This window comes from Variovorax sp. Sphag1AA (assembly GCF_014192575.1).
Classification (GTDB): Bacteria; Pseudomonadota; Gammaproteobacteria; order Burkholderiales; family Burkholderiaceae_C; genus Variovorax.
This window is the reverse complement of the sequence record NZ_JACHYC010000005.1, coordinates 364066-388642: the sequence shown is the minus strand read 5'-3', so window position 1 is coordinate 388642 and position 24577 is coordinate 364066. Positions and strand designations below refer to the sequence as shown.

22 protein-coding genes are annotated in these 24577 nt (G+C 66.6%); 7 read left to right on the top strand and 15 right to left on the bottom strand.

The genetic code is table 11. The features are described from left to right. Positions 1-27: 27 nt before the first annotated feature. On the top strand, positions 28-1275 hold the full coding sequence (locus FHW64_RS21345) for a DEAD/DEAH box helicase (protein WP_184529915.1): 1248 nt from the start codon (positions 28-30) through the stop codon (positions 1273-1275). Between the two features lie 3 nt (positions 1276-1278). Here the strand turns inward: FHW64_RS21345 and FHW64_RS21340 are convergent, their stop codons facing one another. Further along, positions 1279-2439 (bottom strand): acyl-CoA dehydrogenase family protein, encoded by a 1161-nt coding sequence (locus FHW64_RS21340; protein WP_184529913.1) that lies wholly within the window; start codon positions 2437-2439, stop codon positions 1279-1281. Between the two features lie 74 nt (positions 2440-2513). After that, entirely contained in the window at positions 2514-3515 is a 1002-nt protein-coding gene (locus tag FHW64_RS21335) for an NAD(P)H-binding protein (RefSeq protein ID WP_184529911.1), read from the bottom strand. A 95-nt stretch (positions 3516-3610) separates the two neighbouring features. Between FHW64_RS21335 and FHW64_RS21330 the strand changes: the two genes are divergently transcribed. Beyond that, the gene (locus tag FHW64_RS21330; RefSeq protein WP_184529909.1) at positions 3611-4519 is read left to right on the top strand and encodes a LysR family transcriptional regulator; all 909 of its coding nucleotides are present in this window, start codon (positions 3611-3613) and stop codon (positions 4517-4519) included. Positions 4520-4530: 11 nt separating this feature from the next. Here FHW64_RS21330 and FHW64_RS21325 read toward each other — a convergent pair whose 3' ends face one another. From FHW64_RS21325 to FHW64_RS21310, 4 genes are all read right to left on the bottom strand, one after another. Continuing rightward, a complete protein-coding gene (locus FHW64_RS21325) occupies positions 4531-6168 on the bottom strand; it encodes a hypothetical protein (RefSeq protein WP_184529907.1) in 1638 nt (545 codons plus the stop codon). Between the two features lie 82 nt (positions 6169-6250). Beyond that, positions 6251-7075: an ABC transporter permease gene (locus FHW64_RS21320; protein ID WP_260306022.1), complete on the bottom strand. Its 825-nt coding sequence runs from the start codon at positions 7073-7075 to the stop codon at positions 6251-6253. Between the two features lie 36 nt (positions 7076-7111). Then, complete coding sequence (locus FHW64_RS21315; protein ID WP_184530458.1) at positions 7112-8056, bottom strand: ATP-binding cassette domain-containing protein; 945 nt, start codon at positions 8054-8056, stop codon at positions 7112-7114. A 5-nt stretch (positions 8057-8061) separates the two neighbouring features. Further along, positions 8062-8952, bottom strand: coding sequence for a LysR family transcriptional regulator (locus tag FHW64_RS21310; protein WP_184529903.1), 891 nt, complete (start codon positions 8950-8952; stop codon positions 8062-8064). A 107-nt stretch (positions 8953-9059) separates the two neighbouring features. On the opposite strand from FHW64_RS21310, the gene FHW64_RS21305 reads away from it, so the two are divergent. Together FHW64_RS21305 and FHW64_RS21300 are read left to right on the top strand one after the other, a co-directional pair. Beyond that, the gene (locus FHW64_RS21305) at positions 9060-9704 is read left to right on the top strand and encodes a glutathione S-transferase family protein (RefSeq protein ID WP_184529901.1); all 645 of its coding nucleotides are present in this window, start codon (positions 9060-9062) and stop codon (positions 9702-9704) included. Beyond that, positions 9701-10684 (top strand): pyridoxamine 5'-phosphate oxidase family protein, encoded by a 984-nt coding sequence (locus FHW64_RS21300; RefSeq protein WP_184529899.1) that lies wholly within the window; start codon positions 9701-9703, stop codon positions 10682-10684. Before FHW64_RS21305 ends, FHW64_RS21300 begins: the two co-directional genes overlap by 4 nt. On the opposite strand, the gene FHW64_RS21295 is transcribed toward FHW64_RS21300, so the two are convergent. Next, complete coding sequence (locus FHW64_RS21295) at positions 10656-11807, bottom strand: cytochrome P450 (protein ID WP_184529897.1); 1152 nt, start codon at positions 11805-11807, stop codon at positions 10656-10658. The two genes, FHW64_RS21300 and FHW64_RS21295, sit on opposite strands and share 29 nt — an antisense overlap. A 51-nt stretch (positions 11808-11858) precedes the next feature. Here FHW64_RS21295 and FHW64_RS21290 point away from each other — a divergent pair, with 51 nt between their 5' ends. Continuing rightward, on the top strand, positions 11859-12545 hold the full coding sequence (locus FHW64_RS21290) for a helix-turn-helix transcriptional regulator (protein ID WP_184529895.1): 687 nt from the start codon (positions 11859-11861) through the stop codon (positions 12543-12545). Between the two features lies 1 nt (position 12546). Here FHW64_RS21290 and FHW64_RS21285 read toward each other — a convergent pair whose 3' ends face one another. The 7 genes from FHW64_RS21285 to FHW64_RS21255 form a co-directional block, all read right to left on the bottom strand. Next, positions 12547-14064 carry an AMP nucleosidase gene (locus FHW64_RS21285; protein WP_184529893.1) on the bottom strand — a complete coding sequence of 506 codons (1518 nt, stop codon included), beginning with the start codon at positions 14062-14064 and terminating at the stop codon, positions 12547-12549. Positions 14065-14093: 29 nt separating this feature from the next. Further along, on the bottom strand, positions 14094-15449 hold the full coding sequence (gene gorA / locus FHW64_RS21280) for a glutathione-disulfide reductase (protein ID WP_184529891.1): 1356 nt from the start codon (positions 15447-15449) through the stop codon (positions 14094-14096). Between the two features lie 61 nt (positions 15450-15510). After that, complete coding sequence (locus tag FHW64_RS21275; RefSeq protein ID WP_184529889.1) at positions 15511-17703, bottom strand: DUF6600 domain-containing protein; 2193 nt, start codon at positions 17701-17703, stop codon at positions 15511-15513. 147 nt (positions 17704-17850) lie between these two features. Continuing rightward, positions 17851-18825 carry a PHB depolymerase family esterase gene (locus FHW64_RS21270; protein ID WP_311733344.1) on the bottom strand — a complete coding sequence of 325 codons (975 nt, stop codon included), beginning with the start codon at positions 18823-18825 and terminating at the stop codon, positions 17851-17853. A 45-nt stretch (positions 18826-18870) separates the two neighbouring features. Next, positions 18871-20769, bottom strand: a complete 1899-nt coding sequence (locus FHW64_RS21265; protein ID WP_184529887.1) for a TRAP transporter large permease subunit — start codon at positions 20767-20769, stop codon at positions 18871-18873. Then, complete coding sequence (locus FHW64_RS21260) at positions 20766-21422, bottom strand: TRAP transporter small permease subunit (RefSeq protein WP_184529885.1); 657 nt, start codon at positions 21420-21422, stop codon at positions 20766-20768. Before FHW64_RS21260 ends, FHW64_RS21265 begins: the two co-directional genes overlap by 4 nt. A gap of 85 nt (positions 21423-21507) precedes the next feature. Then, on the bottom strand, positions 21508-22617 hold the full coding sequence (locus FHW64_RS21255; protein ID WP_184529883.1) for a TRAP transporter substrate-binding protein: 1110 nt from the start codon (positions 22615-22617) through the stop codon (positions 21508-21510). A gap of 157 nt (positions 22618-22774) precedes the next feature. Between FHW64_RS21255 and FHW64_RS21250 the strand changes: the two genes are divergently transcribed. Then, positions 22775-23209 carry a rhodanese-like domain-containing protein gene (locus tag FHW64_RS21250; protein ID WP_184529881.1) on the top strand — a complete coding sequence of 145 codons (435 nt, stop codon included), beginning with the start codon at positions 22775-22777 and terminating at the stop codon, positions 23207-23209. On the opposite strand, the gene lysM is transcribed toward FHW64_RS21250, so the two are convergent. Beyond that, positions 23206-23673 (bottom strand): peptidoglycan-binding protein LysM, encoded by a 468-nt coding sequence (gene lysM, locus FHW64_RS21245; protein WP_184529879.1) that lies wholly within the window; start codon positions 23671-23673, stop codon positions 23206-23208. The two genes, FHW64_RS21250 and lysM, sit on opposite strands and share 4 nt — an antisense overlap. Before the next feature lie 126 nt (positions 23674-23799). Here lysM and FHW64_RS21240 point away from each other — a divergent pair, with 126 nt between their 5' ends. Then, positions 23800-24573 (top strand): type III pantothenate kinase, encoded by a 774-nt coding sequence (locus tag FHW64_RS21240; RefSeq protein ID WP_184529877.1) that lies wholly within the window; start codon positions 23800-23802, stop codon positions 24571-24573. The last annotated feature ends 4 nt before the right edge of the window (positions 24574-24577 follow it).

Below are 24577 nucleotides of genomic sequence, written 5' to 3'. Positions count from 1 at the left end.
GCGTCCAAGGCTCTGTTCCAATCCACCATGTCTTTCGAAACCCTGGGGCTCGACCCCGCCCTGCTGCGCGCCGCTGCCGACAGGGGCTACGCCACGCCCACCGCCATCCAGCGCGAAGCCATTCCACCGATCCTGCAAGGGCGCGACGTGCTTGGCGCGGCACGCACTGGCTCCGGCAAGACCGCGGCATTTGCGCTGCCACTGCTCCAGCGACTCGCGCAGCAGGCGCCGCAGGCACCCCGTGTGCTGCGCGCACTGGTGCTGGTGCCCACGCGGGAACTCGCGGCGCAGGTCGGCGAGGCGATGCGTGGCCTGGCCCAGCACCTGCCGGTGCGTCCGAAGATCGCCGTCGCGTTCGGTGGCGTGTCGATCAATCCGCAGATGATGGCCCTGCGCGGTGGCGCCGACGTCATGATCGCCACGCCGGGCCGCTTGCTCGACCTGGTCGATCGTCGGGCGCTTCGGCTGTCGGGGGTGTCGATGCTCGTGCTCGACGAGGCCGACCGGCTGTTCGACCTCGGCTTTGCGGACGAACTCGGGCGCATCCTCGCGCTGCTGCCGGCGCGTCGGCAGAACCTGCTGTTCTCGGCCACCTTTCCGCAGACGATCCAGTCGCTGGTCGAAGCGCAGCTTCATGACCCGGTGCACGTGGAGAGCACAGAGGAGAAGACCGCGGAGGCCACGATCCTGCAGCGCGCGATCGAGGTCGATCCGGCAAGGCGCACGCAGCTTCTGCGGGAGCTCATCGAGAAGAGCGGTTGGTCGCGCGTGCTTGTCTTCGTCGCGACGAAGCATGCGTCAGAGATCGTGGCCGGCAAGCTGCGCAAGGCGGGCGTCGAGGCCGAGGCTTTTCATGGCCTGCTGAGCCAGCGCAAGCGCACGCAGGTGCTCGCGGATTTCAAGGCGTCCCGTGTCAAGGCGGTGATCGCGACCGATCTGGCGGCGCGGGGGATTGATGTCGTCCAGTTGCCGGTGGTCGTCAACTACGACCTTCCGCGTTCGGCCGTCGACTACGTGCACCGCATCGGCCGCACCGGCCGCGCCGGCCAGAGCGGCCTGGCCGTGAGCTTCGTCGGTGCCGCCACCGAAGCGCATTTCAGGCTCATCGAGAAACGACAAGGCCTGACGGTGCCGCGTGAACGCGTGGCGGGATTCGAGCCGGTGGAAGCCGCGCCGCCCGCCGACGCAGGCACGGGTGGCATCAAGGGGAAGCGACCGAGCAAGAAGGACAAGCTGCGCGCAGCCGCTGCTGCAGCGGCGGCTTCGTCCCGCTGAACTTCACTCCCTCGCCGGCCGCTTCGCAATGCCCATCGTCTTCGCGAGGATGCCGAGCATCACCTCGTCCGCGCCGCCGCCGATCGAGCCCAGCCGCCCATCGCGATACAGGCGCGAGACGCGGTTCTCCCAGGTGAAGCCCATGCCACCCCAGAACTGCAGGCACGTGTCTGCAACCTCGCGCGTGAGGCGCCCGGTCTTGAGCTTGGCCATCGAGGCGAGCTCGGTCACGTCCTGGCCTTGCACATAGAGCTCGCAGGCGCGATAGGTGAGGGCGCGCAGCGCCTCGACCTCGGTCTTGAGTTCGGCGAGCTTGAACTGCACCCACTGCTGGTCGGCCAGCGTGCCCCCGAAGAGCTTGCGCTGCTGCGCCCATTCGATGGTGTCCGCGATGCATTCGTCCATCGGCAGCAGCGAGCTGGCGGCGCACCACAGGCGCTCTTCCTGGAACTGCTGCATCTGGTAGACGAAGCCCTGGCCTTCCTCGCCGACGCGATAGCGCTGCGGCACGCGCACCTCGTCGAAGTAGATGAGGCCGGTGTCGCTCGAATGCATGCCGATCTTGCGGATCTTCTTCGCCTTGGTGATGCCTGGCGTGTTCATCGGTACCAGCACCAGCGACTTGTTCCGGTGCACCGGGCCATCGCTCGTGTTGACGAGCATGCACATCCAGTCGGCCTGCAGGCTGTTGGTGATCCACATCTTCTGGCCGGTGATGACGTAGTCGCCGCCGTCCTTGCGTGCGTGGCTCTTCAGGCCCGCGACGTCGCTGCCGGCGCCGGGTTCGCTCACGCCGATGCAGCCGACCGTCTCTCCCGCGATCGCGGGCACGAGGAATTCGCGACGCAGCGCATCGCTGCCGAAGCGCGCGAGCGCCGGCGTACACATGTCGGTCTGCACGCCGATCGCCATCGGAACGCCGCCGCAGCTCACATGGCCCAGCGCCTCGGCCATCGCCATCGCGTAGGAATAGTCCAGGCCCGAGCCGCCGTACACCTCGGGCTTGTTCAGCCCCAGCAGCCCAAGCGCGGCCAGCTTCCGAAAGACCTGATGCGCCGGAAACTGCTCGGCCGCCTCCCATTCGTCGACATGCGGATTGATTTCCTCGTCGATGAAGCGGCGCAGCGTCTTCTGGATCTCGAGGTGTTCGTGGGTGTACTGCATGCCTGTCTCCGGTCGATCCGGAGACTGTAGGGCGCGCCCGGCTTGGCGCGCTTGCGGGAAGTGGCTACAGGGTGTTACGCCGGCTGCCGCTTTCCGTGCGGGCGGGTCGCCTCCAGGCAGCCCAGCCCTTCGAGCGTCGCGCCGACCGCGGCGTCGAGCGGCGTGTGCGGCTCGCTGCCCAGCAGCGCCACCAGACGGCCATTGCGCAGGTGAACCGGCTTCTGCCAGAGGTACCGCATCTCGCGCAGCTCGCGGAACATCGGCACGAAGGGCGAGGCCAGCGCCACGAGCCACCACGGAAAGCGCTTCACCGGGAGGTCGGGCCGGCCACTCGCGCGCCGGATGGCCGCTTGCATGCGCGTGCCGTCCGCATCCCAGTGGCCCTCCATGTGGAAGGTGTCGAAGACGGTGAGCGCGCTCTCGCGTTCGACGAGTTGCGCGATGGTCTCGGCCACGTCCGGCAGGTACGCCCATTGGTGGCCGACGCCTCGGCGAGCCGGATCGGCGATTGCCGAGATCGGCTTGCCCGGTTTCACCAGCCCCTGCGCGAACCAGTTGTTGCCCGCCCGTGGCCCGAAGAAATCGCCGGCGCGCACCACGAGCGAGCGCACGCCACGCGCCGCTGCATCGCGCAGGCGCTGCTCCATCTGCACGCGGATGGCCCCCTTGCGGCTGATGGGGTTCTGCGGAGCGCTTTCGACGAGGTCGGGGAAAGCGTCGGGCCCGTAGTTGTAAACCGTGCCCGGCAGCACGATCCGCGCGCCGCTGGCTTCGGCCGCGCGCACGGTGCTGTCGAGCATGGGCAGCACCAGCGTTTCCCAGTTGCGATAGCCGGGCGGGTTGACCGCATGCACGATCAGGTCGGCGCCGCGCGCCGCGGCGATGACGCTGTCGGCGTCCATCGCATCACCCGAGACCCATTCCGGCCGCAGGGTGCCCGCGGGCCACTGCGCCGCCGCCTTCGCCGGATCGCGGGCCAGCGCCCGCACCTTCCAGCCCCGCCGCAGCAACGCTGACGCGGTTTCCCCGCCGATGCCGCCCGTTGCGCCCAGCACCAGGGCCGTACCTCTTTCCATGACTGCTTCCTTTTGTGTTGCCGATGAAGCGATTCTTCGGCCAGGCATGGATAAACACAATTGTCTTAACTGTGCAGGCGGCTAGTATGAAATGTATGAACCCGAATTCACTGGATTGGGAAAGCCAGCGCGCCTTTCTGGCCGTGCTGCGAGAAGGCAGCCTCTCCGCCGCCGCGCGCGCGATGGGCGTGGCGCAACCCACGGTGCGGCGCCGCCTCGACGCGCTGGAGCGCTCCATCGGTGTCGCGCTCTTCACTCGCTCGCCCTCCGGCCTGACACCGACCGATGCGGCCCGCGATCTCGGCGGCCATGCAGAAGCCATGGCCGCCGCGGCCGATGCCTTCACGCGTGCAGCGTCGGCCGACACCGGCGCGGCGTCCGGCACGGTGCGCATCACTTCCAGCGAGGTGGTAGGCGCCGAAGTGCTGCCTTCGATACTGGCCGGCTTGCAACGCAAGCACCCCGGCCTCGCGTTCGAACTGAGCCTGACCAACCGCAACGAGGACCTGTTGCGGCATGAAGCCGACATCGCGGTACGCATGGCGCAGCCCACGCAGGCGGCCCTCGTCGCAACGCGCGTGGGCATGGTCGAACTCGGTTTCTTCGCGCGGGCGGACTACCTGAAGAAGCACGGCACGCCGAAGAGCCTCGATGAGCTTGCCCGCTTCGCGCTGATCGGGCCCGATCGCGAGACATGGGTGCTGCGCTGGTTTCGCGATCTCGGCATCGACCTCAAGCGCTCGATGTTCAGTTGCCGCACCGACAACCAGATCGCGCAGCTCAGCGCGATCCGCGCAGGGCTGGGCATCGGCGTCTGCCAGAAGGCGGTGGCCGCACGCGACCCGAAGCTGGTGCCGGTGCTGCCGCGCGCGTTCAGCCATGGGCTCGACACCTGGGTCAGCATGCACGAGGACCTGCGTCGCGTGGGCCGCGTGCGCGTGGTCTTCACGCACCTCGTTGCCGCCCTGTCCGCCTACTACGGCACGGCTGCGCCTGGCGGCTGAGCGGCGGAGGCTCAGCGCTGCGGGCGGATGCGGTAGAGCGCGTTGTTGCGGTCCGCGGTCACGTAGACCGTCCCGTCGCCGCCCACCGCGACGCCCGTGGGCACGTAGGGCGGCGGCAAGCCGGGGCCGCCTTCGAGGCCGATGGGCAGCCCTTCCGCGACGGTGCGTCGTGTGCCGGTGGCAGGGTCGATCTCTACCACCCGTCTTGCAGCACTCTCCGCGACGATGAAACTGCCCCACGGCGTCTGCGCGACGCCCTCGGGCAATGCCAGCCCTTCGGCGACTGCGCGCAGCGGCGCACTGGCATCGAGCGGGATGCGCGTGAGCTTGCCCGCGGCTTCGGTGACGTAGAGCGCGCCGTCCTTGCCGAGCGTCATCTGCACCGGGCCACCGAGTCCGCTGGCGATGACTTCCTTCTGCTCGAACTTCGGGCCGCTGGCGCGCGTGATGCTGCCGGTCGCGATCTCGGCATAGATCACGCTGCCGTCGGTCATCGGGATGGCGTCGTAGGGTGCCTTCAGGCCGTGGATCACGGCAGTGGTCTTCAGGCTCTTGCGATCGACCAGTTGCACCGTGCCGGTGAACCACGAGGCCAGTGCGAAGTGCGTCGGCGACAGGCCGACCGAGAACGGGTATTCGAGATCCGGATCGCGTTGCATGCGGAAGATGTCGCGCACTGCGCCAGTGGACGCATCCACCTGCCGGAAGCCGAAGACGTCGGCGACGAAGAGATCGTTGCCGTCGATCTTCATGCCAGCGGGCACCGAGAGCTTGCCGCTGGTGAGCGTGCGCAGCTCGCCGGTGTCGGGGTTGAAGGCTTCGACCGAGTTGTCGGCCATGTTCGATACATAGATCGTGCCTTCGGGCGCGATCGCGAGGTTGTCCAGCGAAGGCTTGAGCTGCTTCGCCACCGTCTTGCGACCGGTGGCCAGTTCAACCCGCGTCAGCTCGCCGCTGCGCGCATCGACCACCCACAGGTTGCCCTTGCCGTCGAGGTTGGCTGCAGCCGGGATCTTGAAGCCATCGGCGATCACGGTCATCGCGCCGTTCGCCGGGTCGATCTTCACCACCTGCCCCTTGAACCACAGCGGCCCGTAGAGCATGCCGTCCGGCCCCACCTCGAAGCCGTTGAATCCGCCCATGTCCTTCTTGATGAGGCGCGGCGCCTTCTGGCCCGCGGGGTCGATCTCCCACAGTGCATCGCCGAGGAACACCTGCGACGCGTAGAGCTTGCCGTTGCGCCGGTCGAAGTCCAGCGAGTTGAGGCCGGGCAGGTCCTTCGCGACCACGCGCATCGGCGCGGTGTCGCTGTCGCGCATGCGCAGCATGCCCATCAGGTAGTTGGTCCAGGCCAGCTCGCCCTTGGGGCCGACCGCGATGTCGTCGGCCTGGCCTTCGACGCTCGGGATCATCACGCGCGTGGCGCCGGTCTTTCGGTCGACCTCCCACATGGCGTTGCCCACCACCGACCCCGCGAGCAGGCGGCCCTGCTTGTCGATCGCAAGGCCGTGCACGCCGTTGAAGGACGATGGCGCGACGATCGCTTCGGGCGCCGCCCAGGCATTCGGCCGCGCGGGTGGTGCGACGGTGGTGCAGGCGCCGAGAAGAAGTGCCGATGCCGCGAGGGCGCCGCAGATGATCCGCTTCATGCTGTCTCCTGGTTGTGGTTGTTGGCCGGTCGCAGTCTAGGAGCCGCTTCAGCCTTTGCAGTCACCCGCGGGACAAGGTGAATCAGGCCCGGAAGCGCTTGCGCGTGAGGCCGAGTGCGATCCAGTACGCGGCGACCGTATAGGCGACAAGAACCACCGCATGCCGCAGCCAGTCATCGGGCCACTGGTCCATGAAGAGCGGCCGTACCAGCATCACCGCGTTCGTCAGCGGCAGCCATGCGGCCACCGCACGCACCACGGCCGGCAGTTGCTCCAGCGGGAAGAACACGCCCGACAGGAACATCATCGGCGTCATGAAGAGCGTGAAGTAGTAGGTGAAGAAGTCGTAGCCCTTCGCGAGCGCATTGAAGATCAGCGCGATGCACGAGAAGGTGATGCCGCAGCCCACCAGCACCAGCCACGCGATGATGAGCTTCGGCGTGTGACTGATGCCCAAGCCCAGCATCACGAAGAGGATCGCGGTGGTGGTGAAGATCGCCTTGAAGCCGGCCCAGAGCATCTCGGCCAGCACCACGTCGTCGAGGCCGACCGGGGCGTTCATGATGCCGTCCCAGGTCTTCTGCACATGCATGCGCGAGAAGGCCGAATAGAGCGCCTCGAACGATGCCGCGTTCATCGCGCTCATGCAGATCGAGCCGCTTGCCAGGAAGAGGATGTAGGGAATGCGCGTGCCTTCCACCTCGACCTGCCCCACGAGCGCACCCATGCCGTAGCCGAAGGCCACCAGCCAGATCAGCGGCTCGGCGATGTTGCCGATCAGGCTCGGAATCGCGAGCTTGCGCCACACCAGCAGGTTGCGCAGGAACACCGGCCACCAGCGCATGGAGAGCTCGGGCGGGCGCCAGACGGAGCGTGTGGGCGGCATCTGATCAAGCACTACAGACATGACGTTCATTCTCCTTTCGAGGAATGCGCGGAACCGTCAGCCATCCTCACGGATCTGGCGTCCCGTGAGTTTGAGGAACAGGTCTTCCAGATTCGCCGGGCGATGGAACGTGCGCAGGCCGCTGCGGTCGCCCAGCGCCGCCATCAGGCCGCGCGCGTCCTGGGTGTAGAAGAACACCGTCTCGCCGCTCACTTCCACACGGGCTGCGTAGTCCTTGAGCGGTGAATGCGCGAGTTCGAGCGCGCCGTCGCCATAGAGCTCGACAACATCCGGCTCCAGGTACTGCGCGATCAGGTCGCGCGGGCGGCCTTCTGCAATCTTGCGCCCGTGGTCGAGCACCAGCAAGCGCGAGCACAGCCGCTCGGCTTCATCCATGAAGTGCGTCGTCAACAGGATCGACTTGCCTTGCTGCAGCAGCACCTGAAGGCGCTCCCACATCAGATGCCGCGCCTGCGGATCGAGGCCCGTGGTGGGTTCGTCGAGCATCAGCAGCTTCGGATCGTTGACCAGGGCGCGTGCCAGCGAGAGGCGCCGTCGCATGCCACCAGAGAGTTCGCCCGGCTTGGCATCGGCCTTGTGCGACAGCGCCGCGAACTCCAGCAACTGCGGAATGCGCGGCATGATCTCCGAGCGCCGCATGCCGAAGTAGCGCGCGTAGACCATGAGGTTCTCCGCGCAGGTGAAGTCGGGGTCGAGCGTGTCGAACTGGCTCACCACGCCGAGTTGCGCCTTGATCGCGCGCGCATCGCGCGGCATCGAAAGCCCGCCCAGTGCTTCGATCGTGCCGTTGTCTGGCGCGGTAAGGCCGAGGCACATGCGGATGGTCGTCGTCTTGCCCGCACCATTGGGGCCGATCACGCCGAGGCATTCGCCGGGCGCGATCTCGAACGAGAGGTCGTTGACCACCACGGACTCGCCGTAGCGCTTGTGCAGCCCGTGGGCTTGGAAGAGGGGTGTGGGCACCGGCCCATTGTGGCGCATGCCCGTCAGAGGCGGATGCCGGCGAATTCCTGCTTCATCCATTCGACGAAGACCCGCGTGCGCGCAGGCAGCAGCCGCGCGTGCGGATAGATCACGCTGACCGGCCGCGGTGGCGGCTCGAAGTCTTCGAGCACGATCTCCAGCCGCTTCTGCGCGATGAATGGCAGCACCTGGTAGGAGAAGAAGTTGCCGAAGCCCATGCCTGCCGCGCACGCCTCCAGGGCGGGCGCGATGTGGTTGAACTCCAGGTTGCCTTGCACCGCCACCGACAAAGGCCGCCCTCCATCGCGGAAGCGCCAGGGGCCGATGGTGGTGGGCATGATGCGGACGCAGTTCGCCTTCATCAGCTCGTTCGGGTGACTCGGGCGGTCATGCCTGCGCAGGTAGTCGGGGCTCGCGACCACCACGCGGCGGATGCTGCCGAGCTGTTGCGCCACGAGGGACGAATCCTCCAGCGCGCTGATGCGAATGCCGACGTCGACGCCTTCTTCCAGCAGGCTCACCGGCCTGTCGTGCAGGAGCACGCTGCAGCGCATCTTGTCGTAGCGCTGCAGGAACCGGACGATGGCCGGCGCAACGTACATGTGGCCGAAGAGCACTGGCGCAGTCACGGTGAGCTGGCCCGTGGGCTCGGTCGCACCCTGCGTGAGGGCGCGGTCAGCCGCATCCGCTGCGGCCAGCACTTCGCGCGCGCTCTGCAGGTAGGTGCGGCCCTCGGTGGTGAGCGAGATGCGGCGCGTGGTGCGGTGGAACAGTCGCACGCCCAGATGCGCTTCGAGTCCCGCAAGCGAGCGCACGACGGCGGGAAGCGAACTATCGAGCGCATCGGCGGCCTTGGTCAGGCTGCCCTGGTCGGCGATCTGCACGAAGGTGTGCATGGCTTTGAGTCGGTCCATGGCGCGATTAAACCGGAAATCGGAGTAGTCAAGTGCAGTCCGCGCCATTGCTCCTTGGCGGGAAGCAAACAAGAATGCCCTCATCGAAGCCCGTCAGGAGAAACCACATGAGTGCAAGTCGCCCCACCCAACCGATCAAGGTCTACAGCGCATCGCTGTCCGGCCACGCGCATCGCGTGCGGCTCTTTCTTTCGCTGCTCGACTTGCCGTTCGAAGTCATCGAGGTCGATATGCGCGCCGGCGCGCATCGCGCACCTGAATTCCTGCGCCGCAATGCATTCGGACAGGTGCCGGTCATCGAGGATGGCGACGTGACCGTGGCCGACTCCAACGCGATCATGGTCTACCTGAATGAGCGCTATGCGGAGGATCCGGGGCGCTGGTATCCGCGTGATCCGGTCGGCGCTGCGCAGGTGCAGCGCTGGCTCTCGGTCGCTGCCGGGCAGCTTGCGGGTGGGCCTGCAACGGCGCGCGTCATCGTGCTGTTCGGCCTGCGCAGGGATCCCGCCGAGATCGTTGCGCGATCGCATGATCTGCTGCGCGTGATGAACGACGAACTCGCCACGCGCCCCTTCCTCGCAGGTGCATCGCCGACGCTGGCCGACGTCGCGAACTACAGCTATGTCGCGCATGCGCCGGAAGGCAATGTGTCGCTCGCGGACTATCCGCACGTGCGCGCATGGCTCGCGCGCATCGAGGCGCTGCCGGGCTTCCAGCCGATGGCCGCGTCGCGCGTCGGGTTGGCGGCATGAACGCCCGTCCCTGGCACGAGGGCGAACGCGCGTTGCAGGCCCGCGAGGGCGTCGCTGAACGGCTTGCCGAGATCGGTCCGCGCATCATGCGTGACTTCATGCCGGACCAGCACCGCACCTTCTTCGCGCAACTGCCCTTCATGATCGCGGGCAGCCTCGACGAAGCGGGTCAGCCGTGGGCGAGCGTGCTCGCGGCGCCGCCGGGATTCGCGCACTCACCGGACGCGCACCACCTTCGCATCGACGCGCTGGCGGCTGCGGGCGACCCGCTCTCGGCTGCGCTGGTTGCCGGCGCGCCCATCGGCCTTCTTGGCATCGAGCCGCATACGCGGCGGCGCAACCGGATGAATGGCATCGTCTCCGAAATCGATGCGCGCGGCTTCACGGTTGAAGTGCGCCAGAGCTTCGGCAACTGCCCGCGATACATCCAGGCGCGTGAGCCAGTGTTCGTGGGCGAAGCCCACTCAGCGTTGGAAGCGCGACGCATGGATCGTCTGGATGCCGAGGCCCGGCGCATCATCGAAAAGGCCGACACGTTCTTCATCGCGACCGCGCATCCGTCGACGGGGGACGGTGACGCATCGCACGGCGTCGACGTATCGCACCGCGGCGGTAAGCCAGGCTTCGTTCGGGTGTCGGACGACGGCACGCTGACCGCGCCGGATTTCAACGGCAACACCTTCTTCAACACGCTTGGCAATATCGCTGTGAACCCACGGGCGGGGTTGTTGTTCATCGACTTCGAGACTGGGGATCTTCTTCATGTCGCGGTGCGTGCCGAGGTGGTGTTGGAGGGGGAAGAGCTGACCGCGTTCGAAGGCGCCGAACGGCTGCTTCGCATGCAGGTCGTCTCGGCGCTTCATCGCCGGTCGGCGCTCCCACTGCGCTGGGGTCGCGCGGAGTTGTCGCCGTTTCTCGCGGACACCGGCACCTGGGCCCAAGTCGCGCGCCTCAATGAAAGCGCGGGATCCGTGCATTGACGGATGGCTGGTAGTCCCATCCGCTCGCGAGAAGCTCTTCGGTGCGGAGGCCGCCCGACAGCAACGCCCGGAGCCCTGCAGCCGCGATCGTGAACGCAAGCATCTGACCCGGGCAGGCGTGCGGACCGTAGCCGAAGCCGAGTGATTGCCGGTGGGTTCGCATCAGCTCGAAAGTCGCTGGCGCGGGGTTGAGCGCCGGATCGCGGTTTGCTGCTGCGAGCACGAGCAGAACCGCGTCGCCAGGCGCGAGCACGTTGCCATCGACGAGGGTGGATCGCGCAACGAAGCGACGCGTGTTCTGCACCGAGGGATCGTGGCGGGCGACTTCCTCGATCAACGCCGGCAGCAGTTCCCACCGCGAGGCCAGCTTGCGCCGAAGATCCGGCTCGCGCGCCAGTGCCGCGAGGCTGTTGCCCAGGAGGCCGGCGGTCGCTTCGCAGGTCTGCGACATCAGCCCGACGAGATTGGCTTGCAGCGTGCGTGAGCGCGGAGTCGGTGCTTCGGCCTGCACGGCCGCGAGCAAGCTGCCATGCGGCGCGGGCCGGACATTCGCGATGCTTGCGAAGCGGTCCATCAACGCCGCAGCGGCGCTGCTTGCGGCATCCAGCTGTGCGGGCGTCGAAAGCGGCGACAGGCATGCGACGAACTCGCGCATCCAGTCGGACAGGATCGGCAGTTCGTCATCCGCGAAGCCGAGCAGGTGCGCCACCGCACGCACCGGATACGAAAGGCAGAAGCCGGACAGTGGCGCGTGCGGCATCTGCGCCGCGATCCGCCCCGCAGCCTCGTGTGCAGAGACGAGATCCAGTCCGGCCAGCGCGCGCTGCAGCACGGGCTTGTGCGTCGTATGGGTTTCGCCGTCATTCATCCGCACCAACTGCCCGAAGACTTCGCCCGCGGGCGTACCCGCAATGGCAGTCGGTACCGGCTCGGCGACCGGGCGTACGCGCAGCGCGTCGTTCGTCAGCAGGTCGCGCACCACGTCGGCGCGGCTTGCGACCCAGAGCCGCAGCCGCTCGTCGCGGACCAGCGCCGGCCCGCTTCGCAGCGTGGCGTACCAGGGATAGGGGTTGGGATGCGTGACGGCCGCGATGGCGTCGCTGGGTGGCGCTGTGTGTGTCATGGCGAGAGTGTGGGCTTTCTCTTGCAGACACACTTCGCTTACGATCGAAATATGGATGCAAACGCCGACATCGATCTGGCCCGCCTTGCAGGCGCTATTGCCGAGCCCGCCCGTGCACGCATGCTGTGCTGCCTGATGGACGGCCATGCGCGCACGGCCACTGAACTTGCGACGGTCGCTGATGTGGCGGCATCGACCGCCAGCGCGCATCTGTCGCGCCTCAAGGAGCAGCGCCTCGTCGAGTCGGTCGCGCAAGGCAAGCACCGCTACTTCCGCCTTGCGAGCGGCCAGGTGGCGACCGCGCTCGAAAGCCTGCTCGTCGTTGCCGGCACGCCGCGTGGTGAATTCAAGCCGACCACGCCGAACCGCCTGCGCAGCGCGCGCACCTGCTACGACCACATGGCGGGCGCCGCCGGTGTCGCGTTGCACGATCGGCTGCATTCACATGGCTGGCTGCAAGGCACATCCGACGACGGCGACTACACCTTGACTTCAGAAGGCGCCATCGCACTGGAAACCCTGGGCATCGATGTCGACGCGTTGCGTACCTCGCGTCGCCGCTTCGCCTGCGCCTGCCTGGACTGGAGCGAAAGGCGCCCGCATCTGGGCGGTGCGCTGGGCGCAGCATGGCTGCAACTCGCACTGCGCCGCGACTGGGTCCGCCAGGACCTCGACGACCGCGCGCTCGCTGTCACCGCGAAGGCGCAGCGAGAACTCCCCGAACTCTTCGGCGCCTAGGCTACTGGAACGCTACCTCAGCGAAGCTGCGCAGCTTGCGGCTGTGGAGGCGGCTTGATCCTTCCTTGCGCAGCACGTCGATCGCGGCCATGCCGATGCGCAAGTGCTGCTCCACCCGCTCACGGTAGAACTGGTTGGCCATGCCGGGCAGCTTGATCTCGCCGTGCAGCGGCTTGTCGCTCACGCACAGCAGGGTGCCGTAGGGCACGCGGAAGCGAAAGCCGTTGGCGGCGATGGTGGCGCTTTCCATATCGAGCGCCACCGCGCGGCTCTGGCTGAAGCGGCGCTGCGGCTGGTTGCCGGGCAGCAGTTCCCAGTTGCGGTTGTCGGTGCTCGCGACCGTGCCGGTGCGCATGATCTTCTTGAGCTCGGTGCCCTGCATGCCGGTGACGTCCGCCACCGCCTTCTCCAGCGCAAGCTGGATTTCCGACAGCGCCGGGATCGGCACCCAGAGTGGCAACTCTTCGTCCAGCACATGGTCCTCGCGCACATAGGCATGCGCGAGCACGTAGTCGCCGAGCTGCTGCCCCTGCCGCAGCCCGGCGCAGTGGCCGAGCATCATCCAGGCGTGCGGCCGCAGCACCGCGACGTGGTCGGTGATGGTTTTCGCGTTGGCCGGGCCGACGCCGATATTGACCATCGTGATGCCGGTGCAGTCCTCGCGCACGAGGTGGTAGCCGGGCATCTGCGGCAGGCGCGCGGGCGGCGTACCCTGCGTGCCGTCGAGCAGGCTGCCGTACAGGTCGCTCGCGCCTGGGGGAAGGCCGCGACGCCGTGTGATCACGTTGCCGGGCTCGATGAAGGCGATGTATTCGCTGTTCTCGTCCGCCATCGCTTCGTGCCCCAGCCGTACGAATTCATCGATGTAGAACTGGTAGTTGGTGAAGAGCACGAAGTTCTGGAACCAGTCCGGCGCGGTGCCGCTGTAGTGCCGCAGGCGGTGCAACGAGTAGTCGACGCGCGCGGCGGTGAAGAGCGACAGCGGTTGTGCCTCTCCAGGCTTGGCCTCGAAGGTGCCGTTGGCGATGCCGTCGTCCATCGCACCGAGATCCGGCAGGTCGAACACGTCGCGCATGAGGGCGCGGCGTTCGGCGCTCATCGTGCCTTCGATGTGATCGTTCTCCGCGAAAGAGAAGTGGATCGGGATCGGCTGCGTGCTGGTGCCAACCTCGAGTTCGACCTGGTGGTTTTCGAGCAGCAGCCTGAACTGCTCGCGGTAGTAGCGCTGGAAGAGGTCCGGCCGGGTCAGCGTTGTCTCGAAGCGGCCTGGGCCCGAAACGAATCCGTAGCTCAGCCCGGCGTTGGCTGCCGGTGTCTGTCGCGAAGCGGTGTGCGTGTGCACCCGCACGAAGGGGTAGCAGGCCCGCACCCGTCCGGGAAGGCTTTCGCCGGCAACGAAGCGCTGCATCGCATCGCGCAGGTGCTGCAGGCCCCCGGCGTAGATCTGGCGAACCTGTTCGAGAGCGGCGTCCGGGTCCGTGAAACGGGCCGGCGCGATGAAGGCGGGCATGTAGGGCATCGCCGCATTGTGCAGCGAGCCGGTGACACTCAGCCGGGCATCGGTTCACGCATGGTGACGAATTCCTCTGCCACTGTGGGATGGATGCCGATCGTGCTGTCGAACATCGCCTTGGTCGCACCGGCGCGCATCGCGACCGCGAAGCCCTGCACGATCTCGCCGGCGTCTGGGCCGACCATGTGCAGGCCCACCACGCGGTCGCTCTTCGTGTCGACGATCAGCTTCATGAAGGTGCGCTCCTTGCTGCCGGAGATCGTGTGCCGCAGCGCGCGGAATTCGCTGGAAAAGAGCGTGACATCGCCGAACTTCATGCGCGCACCGGCCTCCGTGTAGCCGCAGGTGCCGACGTTGGGGTGCGTGAAAACGGCGGTCGGCGTGAATTCGTAGTCGAGCTGCCGCTTGCCCCGCCCGAAGAGCGTGTCCACCACCACCATGGCCTCGGCCAGTGCCACAGGCGTCAGTTGCTGCCGGGTGGACACATCGCCAACCGCGAAGATCGAAGGCACCGAGGTTCGATAGTGCGTGTCGACGACCACGCTCCCGCGTGCGTCGAGCTTCACGCCGGCGGTTTCGAGGCCAAGCCCCTGCGTATTGGGCACGCGGCCGGTCGCGAACAGGATGGCGTCGGCTTCCACGCGCTGGCCGCGCGAGAGCAGGGCGCACAGACCGCTTTCGATGCGGTTCACCATCGTCACTTCGCTGTTGTAGTGGATGTCGATGCCGGTGCGCAGCATTTCCCGGCCGAGGAAATCGCGCACGTCTTCGTCGAACCCGTTGAGCAGATGCGCGCCGCGCTGGACCTGCGTGACCTTCGCGCCGAGGCCGTTGAAGATCGAGGCGAACTCGCAGGCGATATAGCCGCCGCCGACGACCAGCAGCCGCTTCGGGAACGGATCGAGATCGAACATGGCATCGGACACCAGCACATGCTCGCGCCCCGGCAGCTCGGGCACGAACGGCATGCCGCCGGTCGCGATCAGCACATTCTTCGCCGTGTATTGCCTGTCGCCGGCCTGCACCGTGTGCGCGTCCGTGAGGTGTGCCCAGGCCTGGATCAGCGTCACGCCCGCGCCTTCGAGCAGGCTGCGGTACACGCCGTTGAGGCGCTGGATCTCCTGCGCGCGATTCGCCTTCAGGCGCGCCCAGTCGAAGCGGGTTTCGCCCACGTGCCAGCCGTAGCCCTTCGCTTCCTCGAAAGACTCGCCATAGCCGGCGGCGTAGCTATAGAGCTTCTTGGGAATGCACCCCACGTTGACGCAGGTGCCGCCGAGCTCGGCGCATTCGGCAACCGCCACGCGGGCACCGTGCTGGGCGGCCATGCGCGCCGCTCGCACGCCGCCGCTTCCGCCGCCGATCACGAAAAGGTCGAAGTCGAATGTGCGCATCGGGAACTCCTTGGTGGCGAGACTTTAGCCCGCCGCCCGAAGAAGCCGATGCGCCGGGTCTTCAGGGCCTGTCCGGTTGGGCCTGGTCCCTGTCGGGTCGCCCAGGGCCGCGTTGCCGTCCTTCCTGCGCCTGCCGGATTGCCTGTTGCTGTTGCGCCTGCTGCATCTGCTGAGCCTGCTGTTGTTGGGCGCGCATCGCGGCCTGTTGCTGCTGTTGCTGGAGCTGCTGCATCTGCTGGGCTTGCGCCTGTGCCGCGCGCTGTTGCATCTCCATCTGCTGCCGCTGCATTTGCTGGGCCTCCTGCTGCTGACGTTGCGCCTGCATGGCTTGGGCGGCGGCGCGTTGCTGCTGCGCTTCCATCTGCTGGCGCTGCATCTGCATCTGCTGCGCTTGCTGGGCTTGCGCAGCTCGCTGCTGGGCCTCCTGTTGCTGCTGCTGTGCCTGCTGCATCTGTTGCGCTTGTTGCGCCTGCGCCGCTTGTGCTGCTGCGCGTTGCTGGGCTTCCTGCTGTTGCCGTTGGGCCTGCATCGCCTGCGCCGCGGCACGTTGCTGGGCTTCAGCTTGCGCGCGCTGCGCTTGCTGGACTTGCTGCGTCTGCTGCTGCATCTGTTGCGCTTGCTGCGCCTGCGCGGCCGCGCGCTGCTGCGCTTCCTGCTGCTGGCGTTGAGCCTGCTGGAGCTGCTGTGCCTGCGCCGCCTGTGCTGCCTGCGCGCCTGCGCGTTGCTGGGCTTCGAATTGCTGGCGTTGGGCCTGCTGCATCTGCTGCGTCTGGGCCTGCATGGCCTGCGCGGTGGCGCGCTGCTGCATGTCGGTCTGCTGTCGCTGAAGCTGTTGAGCCTGCTGCACCTGCAATGCCTGCTGGAACTGATGCTGCTGTGCCGCCTGGATCGCCGCCGGTGGTGGCGCAACCTGTCGGCCGAGGCCGAAGCGGCTGCCGGAGGGGTGTTCGCCGCCGGCTCCGCGCGGTGGAATCGGCACCCCCATCCCGACGGGCACGTTCACCAGGCGATCGTGCGGAATCTGGACCACCTCGCGCCGTCCGACCGGACCGCGTCCGAATGCATCCACCGGAACGATGGTGGTCGCACCCGGCATCTGCCGGTTGGCGAACGCGACGTTGTTCGGCGGCACGCGCGAGCCGAGCGCGGCGCGATTGGCGGCGTCGACATAGCGCTGGCTCGCGCGATAGCCCGGCCGCCAGGCTTCGCCCGGTGCGAGCGGGAACCAGCCCACACCCTGTCGGCCGCCGCTGATCGCGAGATTGGCGCCGGCGACGCCGCCACCGACGAACCCCACCAGCGCAGGCGCATAGACCGGCCGTGCGTGCTGACGGCCAGGCACCCAGCCCCAGCGCGGCCCGATGCGCGCCCAGCGGCCATAGTGCATGGGCGCGAAGCCCCAAGGCGCGGCGTCGACCCAGGTCCAGCCCCAGGGCGCGATGTCCACCCATTGGCCGTATTGGTAGGGCGCCCAGCTCGCATCCACGCCTCGCGGATACCAGACCTCGCCATAGGTCGGGTCGCTTTGCCAGTCGCCGTAGGTGTCGAGCTGCTGGTAGCCAGGCATGTCGCGAGACACGTACCGTGCGGAAGGCGATTGATCGTCGAGGCGATCCCGCTCCGCGACCCAGCGGTCGAAGTCGCTCGAGGCACGCGGCGGCGCTCCGGTGGCTTCGGCGAGGTTGCGGCCGGACACCGTCACCTGCTGGTGGGCGTCCAGAGGCATCGATTCGCCGTTTTCGCCGAACAGCGTGACGTGGCCTGCAGCAACGGCGATCTGCGTGGTTCCGGCGCCCGCATCGGTGTCGATGCGAAAGTCGCCCGGCCCGTCGATGACTGCAGCGAGGTTGGCGGTGCCGATCTCGATGCGCTGGCCGGCGAGTTCGTCGCGAACGCGCATCTGGACGTCGCCCTGCGTGGCGGTCAGGCGGAATGTCTGGTCGTCCAGCTCGGACAAGGTGATGGCGGTCTGCTCGTTGAGCCTGACCGCAGTCGATCCGACGTAGATCTCGGCCCGCGAATTGCGATCGGTCCACAGGCGGTCGCCGGTGGTCAGCGGGCGGTTCGGGTCGGCCTGGTACCAGTTGTCGTCGCCGGCTGGCGACACGCTCACGGTGCCCTGCTGGAAGTTGAGTCGTCCTACGCGCCCCGGCGGATCCTGCTGCGCTGCCGCATTCAGTCCGACGAAGAGCATGAAGAGTCCCAGCAGCCAGCCGGTCGTGCGGCGTGGGAGGAGGGGACGGCGTGGATTCATGATGGCGCTCCCTTGGTTCTGCCTACTCAACGCGCCAGGTCCGCCCGGCGCTGTCGTCTGCAATGCAAACCAGGATGAATATCTCGCGCAGAAAGAAACCGTATGTAAGTCCAGCGCGCGCCTGCGCGTGGGCTGAGCCGCAGCCAATCAGGCCGCGAACGCCGTCTGGCGATCGGTGCGCGGATGAGCGAGAAAGAAGCGCAGCATCTCGGCGCTTGCATCGGGCCCCGACGGATCGGTGAACGAACCTTCGGGATTGCCGCCCGCCCATGCGTGGCCGCCGTCATGCAGCAGCCAGTACTCGACGGCGTCCCGGCCGTATGCATCCGCGTAAGTGCGGCGCGTCACGCTGCGGCCGTTCAGGGACTGCGTGCGCGATTCAGCGGTGTGCGATGCGCCCCGATGCCCGGCGAGCGCGGCGGCAACCACGTGCTCGCCGTTGCGCGGATGGACGGTCGAGTCGGCATCGCCATGGAACACGATCGTCGGCATTGGAGGGCGCTCGCCCGTGCCGGGTCGGCCGGACTTCATCGCCGAAAGCGCCGAGCCAAGATCGGTCGCCGCCCCTGCGGACACACCCGAATGGATGCCGACCGCTGCAAACAGGTCCGGATATGCACGTCCGAGGATGTCCGCCATCGCGCCGCCGGCCGAAAGACCCGCCACATAGACGCGCGCCGGGTCGACGTCGTACACCGACATCACGAATTGCGTGAGCGCCGCGAGCACCGCCGGCTCACCGCGATCGCGTTGCTGGTGCTGCGCCTTGAACCAGTTCCAGCAACGATGTGCATTGGCATGCCGCGTCTGCGCCGGATACAGCACGAGAAAACCATGCGCCTGCGCGAGCCGGTTCATCTGCGTGCCGGTCGCAAAATCCTCCGGGTTCTGGCTGCAGCCATGCAGCATCAGCACGAGCGGACGCCGCCGGCCGGTGTTCTTGCGCGGCACGAAAAGCTTGTAGGCGACGGAGCGGTGCTGATGCGCAAAGAGGCCGTCAGCCCACTCGTCGCCGGTGGGGCCCCCCGCGGTCTCCGGCGCCTGCGCGAGACCCATGCCGCGCAGCGCCGTCCCGGCAAGGCGGCGAGCGGCGCGCGCCAATCGATCGAGAAACGAATTCACCGCCCCATGCTAATGGGGTTGCGTTGCAGAGATGTAGGCGCGGAGCTAGCCGCCGTACAGGTACTTCGGCAACCACAGCGTGAGGCTGGGCCAGAGATACATGAACACCATGCAGAGGATCACGATGAGCATGTACGGCATCATCCCCGCGAAGATCTGGTTGATGGTCACGTGCGACGGTGACACCCCCTTGAGATAGAAGGCGGACATCGCGACCGGCGGCGAGAGGAACGCGGCCTGCAGGTTGACGAACACCAGCACGCCGAAGAGCAGCGGGTCGATCTGGAAATGCGCCAGCAACGGCAGGAAGATCGGAATGAAGATCACGATGATCTCCGTCCATTCGAGCGGCCAGCCGAGGATGAAGATGATCGCCTGCGACAGCAGCAGGAACTGCAGCGGCGTCAGGTTCATCCCCAGCACCCACTCTTCGATGATGCGCTGACCGCCCAGCAGTGCGAAAACCGCCGAGAAGAGCGCCGAGCCCACGAAGAGCCAGCACACCATCGCGGTGGTCTTCGCCGTGAGGAACACCGCCTCCTTGGTCCGCTGGAAGTTCAGCGTCTTTGCCTGCCACGCCATGAGGAAGGCACCCGCGGCGCCCACCGCCGCGGATTCGGTCGCGGTCGTGATGCCGAAGAGGATCACGCCCAGGACCACCAGCGTCAGGATGCCGAGCGGCATGACCGAGGACACCAGCATCCGCAGGATCTCGAACTGTTCCGCATCCATCTTCCAGTAGTACCAGGCGAGCAGCGCGATCACGAAGGCGCAGGTGAGCCAGAAGCCGGAATAGAAGGATTCGGGAACGGGTTCCGCGTGCGGTGCGGCGACCGGCTCGCCGAGCGCCTGCAGCGGGGCGTCGGGTTTGGCCGAGTCGCTTTCCGCGCCCGGCGGTTCCGCGAGGGCGCTCGACGTGCCCAGCTCCTGCAGCGTTTCGGGCGGTTCCTGCACGCCACCTTCCTGCGGTGGTTCGGCAAGGCCCGAGGGTTCCTTGGGCGCATCGCGCGACTGTTCGATGGTCGGTGGCGGTGGCTCGTTGCCGGCCTGCGAATAGATCGTCACGTACCACCACACCGAGCCCAGCGTCACCACCGCGAGAAGGACGGGTGTGATCGCCTGCGTCAGATAGCCGAGCAGCGACCACCAGCTCATGCGTGCGTTGTGGACGCCGGCTGCGAGTGCCTTGCGCGGGGCAAGCACCGCGAAGGTGAGTGCGGGCAGGAGTCGCGGGGAGTAGTTCGCGGCAATGTGCGCGATCTGCGGCGAGATCGGCGCCCGCTGCGCGTCGAGTGGCAGCTTCGGCGCCACCTTGGGCTGGATCAGCGCCCAGCCGACCACATACACGAGGTAGAGAAACGCGAGGAAGAAGCCCGGGAACATCGCGGCCGCATAGAGCTTGACCACCGACTGCCCAGCCACTGCCGCGTACACGATGATCATCACCGACGGCGGTATCAGGATGCCGAGCGTGCCGCCCGCGGTGATCACGCCGGCCGCGAGCCGTGTGTCGTAGCCCGCGTTGAGCATCGGCCGCATCGCGATCACGCCCATGAGCACGACCACTGCGCCGACCAGCCCGCTCGCGATGCCCCAGAAGGTGCAGATGATGAGCGTGGCGACTGCCAGCGAGCCCGGCACGCGGCGGAAGGCGAGCTGCACGCTGTGGAACATCTTGTCGACGAGTGCGCCGCGCTCCATCACGTAGCCCATCAGCACGAACAGCGGGATCGACAACAGCGTTTCGTTGGTCATCGCGCCGTAGGTGCGCTGCACCATCAGATCGAAGACATGGTTGTCGAACCAGGGCACGGCCGGGTCGTAGAACGCGACGAAGCCGAACAGCATGCCGAGGCCCATGAGCGTGAATGCGGTCGGAAAGCCCAGCATGATCACGACCACGATGAGGGCCAGCATCGTGAGGCCGAGCATGGCATTGCTCATGTGGCCTCCCTTCCGCGCTGGCGTGCGGCCTCGTCGACGTCCTTGGCGCGCTCGATCACGTCGCGCCGCGCTTCGTCATCGACGTAGGTGCTGCCGGCGAGTTGCTGCTCGACCACATCCATCTCCTCGGCGTCCTTCAGGCGCGGCGTCCACTCGCCGGTGCGCAGGCACACCACGCATCGGATGATTTCGGCGATGCCCTGCATCATCACGATCGCACCGGCGAGGGGGATGACGAACTTGAAGGGGTAGAGCGGCAGCGGCGTTGCGTTGAACGTCTGCTCGCGCATCCGCAGCGAATCCTGGAAGTAGTCCCAACCGGCCCAGGTCAACGCACCGATTCCAGGAAGGAAGAACGCGATGTAGAGCACGAGGTCCAGCGTCGCCTGCGTTCGCGGCTTCATGCTGCCGTAGAGGAAGTCGCCGCGCACGTGGCCGTCCTGCGCGAGCGCATACGCGCCGCACATCATGAAGAGCGTGCCGTACATCATGTTGTTGGCGTCGTAGATCCACGCGGTGGGCGCATTCAGCGCGTAGCGCTTGAAGACCTCGGCGCAGACCACCAGCATGAGCGCGACGATGAGCCACGCGAATGTCTTGCCGGTCCAGGTACTGATCCGGTCGGCCGTGTGCAGCAGTTCTTGAGTGTTCATCGATAGCCCGGTAATCCCGAAAGGGGAGGCGAACAAGAACATGCCTTCCGGCCGGAACCGGAAGGCATGGCGACGATGGAGGGACTCAGGTCTTCTTCTGGCCGAAGTAATGGTTGTAGGCCATCTTGAAATCGACCATGTAGTCGTTCTGCCACTGGCCGGTGCGCTGCGCATAGGCCTTCTGCGAGGCCAGCACCTTCTTGAAGAGCGCGTTCTCTTCCGATTTCTTGGCGATGGTCTTGTCCCATGCCGCGAGCTGCGCGCGCAGGATCGAGTCGGGCGTCTTGTAGAACTTGACGCCGGACTTTTTCATTTCCTCGTAGTCGGTGGTGTTGCGGTCCACCGCCTTCCAGCTCATGTCCGCGCTTGCTGCCTGCACCGCATAGTCGACGATGGAGCGCAGCTCCTGCGGCAGGGTGTTGAACTTGGTCTTGTTGAACAGGATCTCGAACTGCTCCCCGCTCTGGTGGAAGCTCTGCAGCATGCAGACCTTCGCCACGTCCGGGAAGCCGAGCACCCGATCGCTCGATGCATTGTTGAACTCGGCCGCATCGATCAGGCCGCGGTCCAGCGCTGGCACGATCTCGCCGCCGGGCAGAGGGTTCACCGCCGCGCCGAGCTCAGTGAAGATGTCGACCGCGAGGCCGACCGTGCGGTACTTGAGTCCCTTGATGTCCTCGGCCTTCGCCACCGGCTTCTTGAACCAGCCGAGCGGTTGCGTCGGCATCGGCCCATAGAGATACGACACCACGTCCATGTTGATGGACTTGTAGATCTCCTCGAGCAGCGCCTTGCCGCCGCCGTAGTAGTGCCAGGCGAGCACCATGTTCGGGTCCATGCCGTAGGCCGGGCCCGAACCCCAGAGCGCAAGCGCGGAGTTCTTGCCGTAGTGATAGGCCACCACGCCGTGCCCGCCGTCGAGCGTGCCCTTGTTGACCGCCTCCAGCAGCTGGAACGCCGGCACCACCGCACCGGACGGCAGCACCTCGATCTTGAGGCGGCCGCCGGCCATGTCGTTCACCTTCTTGGCGAAGTCGTTGGCGTATTCATGGAAGATGTCCTTCGCCGGCCACGTACTCTGGAAGCGCAAAGAAGTGGTTTGCGCCATGCTCACCATCGGTGCGCTCATCGCGCCTGCCGCGACGGCTGCTCCTTTCAAAAGACTGCGCCGCCGATTCGATTTGATATCTGTCATTGCATGTCTCCGTTAGGTATCTGGGACGTCCAGATGCCGCCATCTTTGGGAGGTGAACATTTGTGACAAAGAGGGTTTTCACGAACCAGTCAGAATTTCGGCCATGCGACAGCGATCGCGCTAGTACTAACCCGAGGACCAAGAGGAACCAATCAAGATGAGCAACCCGGAATCGAATTCGCGGCTCGGCGTCAGACCGGCAGCCGGCTACGCCGGCGACGTGACGCCAGAGCAGGCAGCGCAGTGGATGGCGAGCGGCGAGGGCGTTCTCGTCGATGTGCGCACCGACGCGGAACGCGAGTGGGTCGGCTTTGTGCCGGGCTCTATCGGTCTGGCGTGGAAGCAGTGGCCGGGGATGGCTCTCAACAGTGGCTTCGATGAAGGCGTGCGCGCTTCCGTGCCGGCAGGCAAGAAGGCGCTCATGATGTGTCGCAGCGGAGTTCGTTCGATCGCCGCGGCCAAGCGTGCGACCGAACTCGGCATCGAGGCCTACAACATCCTCGAGGGCTTCGAGGGCGACGCCGATGAAGAGGGCCATCGCGGCCGCAAAGGCGGCTGGCGCCTCCGCGGCCTCCCCTGGAAGCAGAACTAGAGCTTCGGGATACGGAGCTTTTGCCCCGGATAGATCTTGTCCGGGTGCGTGAGCATGGGCTTGTTGGCCTCGAAGATCGCGTTGTACTTGTTGGCGTCGCCGTAGTACTTCTTCGAGATCGCCGAGAGCGTGTCGCCCCTGACCACGTCGTGGTATTGAGCCGGATCGGCGGGCGGCGCGACGAGCTTGTTGTCGACCTGAGTCACGTTCGCCACATTGCCTGCGGCGAGCGAAGCCTTCTCGCTTGCTTCCTGCGAAGGCGCATTGCCGTTCAGCGTCACCACGCCGTTTGCGGCCGCATAAGACACCTCGAGGCTCGTGAGTCCGAGGTTTTGCGTCTCGATATAGGTCTTGATTGCCGCGGCAGCAGCCTGCTCCGCGTCGGGGGTAGGGGTGGCCGCCTGTGCCGACGAGCCGCCGAACAGCTTTTCTCCTGCTTCCTTGATGAAACTCAGCAAGCCCATGTCGCTCTCCTTCGGTTGCAGTGGTGAAGAAGGGGCACTTTAACGGCGGTGGATGACGGTGCGACGTAGGCCGTCGCCGGATGTGCAAGCGGCCGTAAACGCAACTCGCAGGCAATAATGCCGCGCATGGCATTCCTCGCGATCGACATCGGCAACACCCGCCTCAAGTGGTCACTCTATGACGCGGCGCGACCCGGCGCCGTCGTGCTGGCACATGGCGCGGAGTTTCTCGACCACATCGAACGCCTCGCCGAAGGGCCCTGGGCCGACCTCGAAGCACCTGCGTCGATGCTCGGTTGCGTGGTCGCAGGCGATGCAGTGCGACGACGTGCCGAAGAGCAGGTGATCGAGCGCTTTGATTGCTCGTCGCGATGGGTGGTGTCGAGCGCCGCCGAAGCCGGCATCGTCAACGGCTACGACCATCCGACCCGCCTGGGCGCCGACCGCTGGGTCGCGATGATCGGTGCGCGGCATCGCATGCTCTCGCAAGGTCCGGTGCGACCGATGGTGGTGGTGATGATCGGCACCGCGGTGACGGTCGAGGCCGTCGATGCGAACGGAAAGTTTCTTGGCGGCCTGATCCTTCCGGGCCACGGGATCATGCTGCGCGCGCTCGAATCAGGCACTGCCGGCCTTCATGTGCCCACCGGCGAGGTGCGCGAGTTTCCGACGAACACAAGCGATGCACTCACCAGTGGCGGCACCTATGCCATTGCAGGTGCGGTGGAACGCATGGTGCAGCACGTGCGCGCGCACTGCCACGCGGAACCGGCCTGCTACATGACCGGTGGGGCAGGCTGGAAGATGGCGCCGAGCATGAATGGCGATTTCGAACTGGTCGACAGCCTCATCATGGATGGGCTTCTGGTCATCGCCGAAGAACGGATGCTGCCGGGCTGAGCCT